The sequence below is a fragment of the Nonomuraea sp. NPDC003201 genome (genome assembly GCF_053590415.1).
Genome location: NZ_JBSFTC010000561.1, coordinates 1 through 3,995 on the forward strand (window position 1 = coordinate 1; position 3,995 = coordinate 3,995).

The following is a 3,995-nucleotide window of genomic DNA, read 5'->3' on the forward strand; positions in this document are numbered from 1 at the left end:
GCTGCCGTTCCTGTCCTACCTGCCGCCCGCGCTGGCCGACCGCTACGTGCGGGCGTCCGGGCGGGCCGACCACTACTACGAGCGGTTCAGGACGCCCCGCGATCGGGCGTGTCCCGGCTATATGGTGCCGTTCGTGGACGACACTCTGGAAAGCCTCGTCATCGCCCGGCGGCTGCGCGTGCCCATCGGCGCCGCGCCCGCCGGATCCGGGTCCGGGTGGGGGGAGACCGCCGCCCGCCAGCTCGACGCGGCGCTGCTCAGCGTCGGCTTCACGTGCTCGGCCGCGCTGCTCGAGCGGCTGTCCGGGCTGCGCGGCGAGACCGTGGTCGACCTCGGCATCCGCATTCTGGCCGCCGTCCGCACGCTCGTGGGTGACCACGTCCGGCACAACGCGTACTTCCTCGACTTCCCCAAGAACGTGCCCGACACCCTGGAGTTCTGGGCCGGGCTGCTGCGCGAGGCCCTGCTCGACCCGGTCGCCGCCGCCCGCGTCGAGACCTCGGCGCTCAACCTGCTCTCCCTGCCCGGCTACGGCCGTTACCAGCACACCTACGCCGACCTGCTGGCCGCGCACGCCGAGCTGATCCCGCTGGCCGGGGACCGGGTGACCGTGCTGGAGCTGGGCGGGAGCCTGGAGTCGGAGGCGCGGGAGCTCTACTTCTCGCTGGCGGGCTCCGAGGCGCCCCTGGCCGCCGAGGACCTGGCCGCGCTGCGCCTGCTGGCCGGATCCTGCGCCGACGAGCCCGAGCGCATCCCCGTGCGCGAGAACCGCGCGATCGTCAACGAGGTCCGGCTGGCCGAGGGCCGGCCGCTGCTGGTCGACACCGTGACCGACGTGCTCCGGCTCGCCTGCGGCTGCTCCGGCGGCGATGTCACGCTGGCCGAGCCCACCAGGTTCCGCTCGTTCCGCCGGGCCGAGCGCCGCGCCCTGCTGGGAGCCCTGGACGCGGTCGCCTCGCCGGCCAGGCTCGGCGACGTGCCGCGTCACCGGGAGGAGTGGAAGCGGCTCGGCGAACGGCTGCACCCCCACGAGTACCCGCAGTTCCCGCGCGCCCGGGCCGTCTTCGACACGGCCAGGGGCACCCGCCCGGCCCCGAGCCTGGACGGCCGGGTCGAGGCCGCGCTGTCGGCGGGCCGCACCGCCGAGGCGGTGAAGCTGCTGGAGCAGGCCCCCGGGGCGCTGCTGCGCCGCCTCGACCACCTGCTGCGGACGGGCCTGTCCACGTCGGCCGTGCTGGACGCCACGGAAGGGGCCGCCTCCGGCGCCTCCGGCCGCGTCCTGCTGTCGCTGCGCGAGCACCTGCAGAACCGGCTCGCCCCTGTCGCGGGCCGCGTCTTCGTCAACCGGAACGGCAGGGCGTGGGCGGCCCCCGACTCCCGCTCGCCGCTGGAGGAGGAGGCCCTGGCGCGGGCGCTGGCCATCCTGGACGAGGAGATCGCCCGCCGCCTCCCCGACCCCGGCGAGCTGATCGTCGATCCCGACGTGCTCGACGTCGCCCTGCCGCTGTCCGGCAAGGCCGTCGTGCCCGGGCTCGGCATGCTGCCCCGGGGTTCGGTGTCGGTGGTGGACGGCGAACTGCTCAGGTTCTTCGTCCACTGGCGCGAGGCCCGGCAGCGCACCGACTACGACCTGTCCGCGCTCATGCTGGACGCCTCCTACGACGACCCGACGCACATTTCCTGGACGAACTACACCAACGACTTCGCCCAGTACTCCGGCGACCTTACCGAGGCACCTGACGGCGCGTCCGAGTTCATCGACATCCGGCTCGCCGCCGCGACCCAGCCGATCATCATCCCGCAGGTGAACATCTACGCCGGGGAAGGGTTCGACGCGGCCGCCGAGGCGTTCTTCGGCTACATGACCAGGGACGCGGCGCAGGAAGGCAGGCCGTTCGAGCCGCGTACCGTGCGCATGAAGTCGGACCTGCGCGGCTCCGGCCGGATCGCCCTGCCGCTCGTCTTCCTGCGCGGCGCCGACGGCGGCTGGCTGGTGAAGTGGCTGCACCTCTACCTGAAGGGCCACCCCGGCTTCAACCAGGTGGAGGGCAACCGCGTCAGCGCCTCCCTGCTGGTGCGCTCCATCGTCGAACGCGAATTCCTGCGCGTCCGCTACCTGGCCGACCTGCTGCGCGCGAAGAGCACGCCGGCCGGGCCCACCACCTACATCGGGCTGGCGGCGCCGGACGGCCTCCCGGAGGGGGCGCAGGTCTACACCCCGGGCACGCTGCACGAGCTGATCCCCGCCTGACACGACCGGGCCGGACCTTCTCTGCTAGCGTTGGCCGTGACGCGGGGTGCCCGGGCTGCCGGGCTGAGATCACACCCGTCGAACCTGATCTAGTTCGCACTAGCGAAGGGACGTCATCGGTGACCTTCTGTGAGAAAATCTGGGCGCGCACGGCCACGCTGCTCGAGGCGATCCACGACCACCCGTTCAACGCCGCGCTCGGCGACGGCACCCTCGACCGCGAGCGCTTCGCGTTCTACCTGGTCCAGGACGGCCGCTACCTGGTGGCCTACGCCAAGGTCCTCGCGACCGCCTCGGCCCGCGCCGGCTCCCCGGCCGACGCCGCGTTCTTCGCGCAGAGCGCGCACACGGCGCTGGTCGTCGAGCGGGCCCTGCACACCGGCTACCTGGAGGAGTTCGGGCTGACGGCCGGCGAGACGGCGGCCGTCGCCACCTCGCCGACCTGCCTGGCCTACTCCTCCTACCTCCAGGCCACGGCCCTGGCCGCCCCGTTGCCCGTGCTCGCCGCCGCCGTGCTGCCGTGCTTCTGGGTCTACCAGGACGTTGGCGCGGCACTGCTCGAACGTACGGCGGGCGCGGCCGACCACCCGTACCGGACCTGGATCGGCACCTACTCCGACCCCGCCTTCGCCGCCTCGGTGGAGCAGGCCAAGGCCATCACCGACCGGCTGGCCGAGAGCGCCGACCCCGAGACGCGCCGGGCGATGGACGAGGCGTTCTGCCGGGCCACCGAGTACGAGTGGATGTTCTGGGACAGCGCCTGGCGCCTGGAGACCTGGCCCACGGGACAATGGCTCAGGCCGCAGCTCACGCGAACGACTCGCTGAGCTCCCTGCGCAGCTCGCGGGCCTGGTGCAGGTAATGGGTGGCCAGCGCGGTGTGGCCGGACGAGCGGTACAGCTCGCCGAGCGTCTGGTACGTGTCCGCCTCCCCGCTGCGATCCCCCAGTTGCTGGAAGATCACCAGGGAGCGCTCCAACTGGTCGGAGCCGTCCGAGCGGTCGCCCCTGGCCACCTGCAGCCCGCCCAGGTTCCGCATCGCGTACGCGCCGCAGTGGCGGTCGCCGAGCGCCTCGAAGATGCCCAGCGCGTGCCCCTGGTAGCGCATGGCCCGGTCCGACTGGGCGAACAGGTCGTACATGCGGCCGAGCTGCATCGACACGCAGCCCTCGCGGTGCGCGTCGCCGAGCTCCTCGGCCAGCCGCAGCGCGTCCCCCAGCCACCGGGACGCCTGCTGCAGGTCCCGCAGCGACAGGTAGACGCGCCCGATCGCCTGCCGAGCGTACGCCTCGCCGCTGCGGTCGCCGATGGCCAGGAACATGGCCAGCGCCTGCCGGAAGGACGCGAGCGCGTTGAGATGCCGGTTGGAGAACTGGCTGACCGCCGCCAGCCCGCAGATCGAGATGGCCTCGCTCCGCGTGTCGCCCAGCTCGCGGAAGATGACGCGGGCCCGCTTGAACATGTCCTCGGCCTCGGCGTACCGGTCCTGGTAGAGGCAGACCTGGGCCAGGCCGCGCAGCATGGCGGCCTCCCCGAGGCGGTCGCCGGCCGCGCGGGCGCTGTCGAGGGCGAGACGGTGCGTCAGCTGCCACTCGTCCAGCAGGCAGTGCAGGTCGAAGTACGGGACCAGGGTGGCGGCCAGCCCCCACGCGGACTGGGCCAGGCCCGCGCCGGCGGCCAGCTGTACGGCCTCGACCAGGGACTCCCGCTCGGCGTCGAACCACGACAGCGGCTGGGCGGTCAGG

The 3,995-nt window shown here is 73.2% G+C and carries 3 protein-coding genes and 1 riboswitch; of the genes, 2 read left to right on the plus strand and 1 reads right to left on the minus strand.

What is annotated here, in order from left to right; translation table 11 throughout:
- Positions 1 to 2,251: hypothetical protein (locus ACWDX9_RS60640; protein ID WP_449973007.1), on the plus strand; the 2,251-nt coding region annotated here is incomplete at its 5' end.
- A gap of 32 nt (positions 2,252 to 2,283) precedes the next feature.
- Positions 2,284 to 2,379, plus strand: a riboswitch (TPP riboswitch).
- Complete coding sequence (tenA, locus tag ACWDX9_RS60645) at positions 2,371 to 3,078, plus strand: thiaminase II (protein ID WP_350742943.1); 708 nt, start codon at positions 2,371 to 2,373, stop codon at positions 3,076 to 3,078. It overlaps the preceding riboswitch by 9 nt.
- Here the strand turns inward: tenA and ACWDX9_RS60650 are convergent.
- On the minus strand, positions 3,059 to 3,995 hold a 937-nt coding region (locus tag ACWDX9_RS60650; protein WP_449973008.1), incomplete at its 5' end, for a tetratricopeptide repeat protein. The two genes, tenA and ACWDX9_RS60650, sit on opposite strands and share 20 nt — an antisense overlap.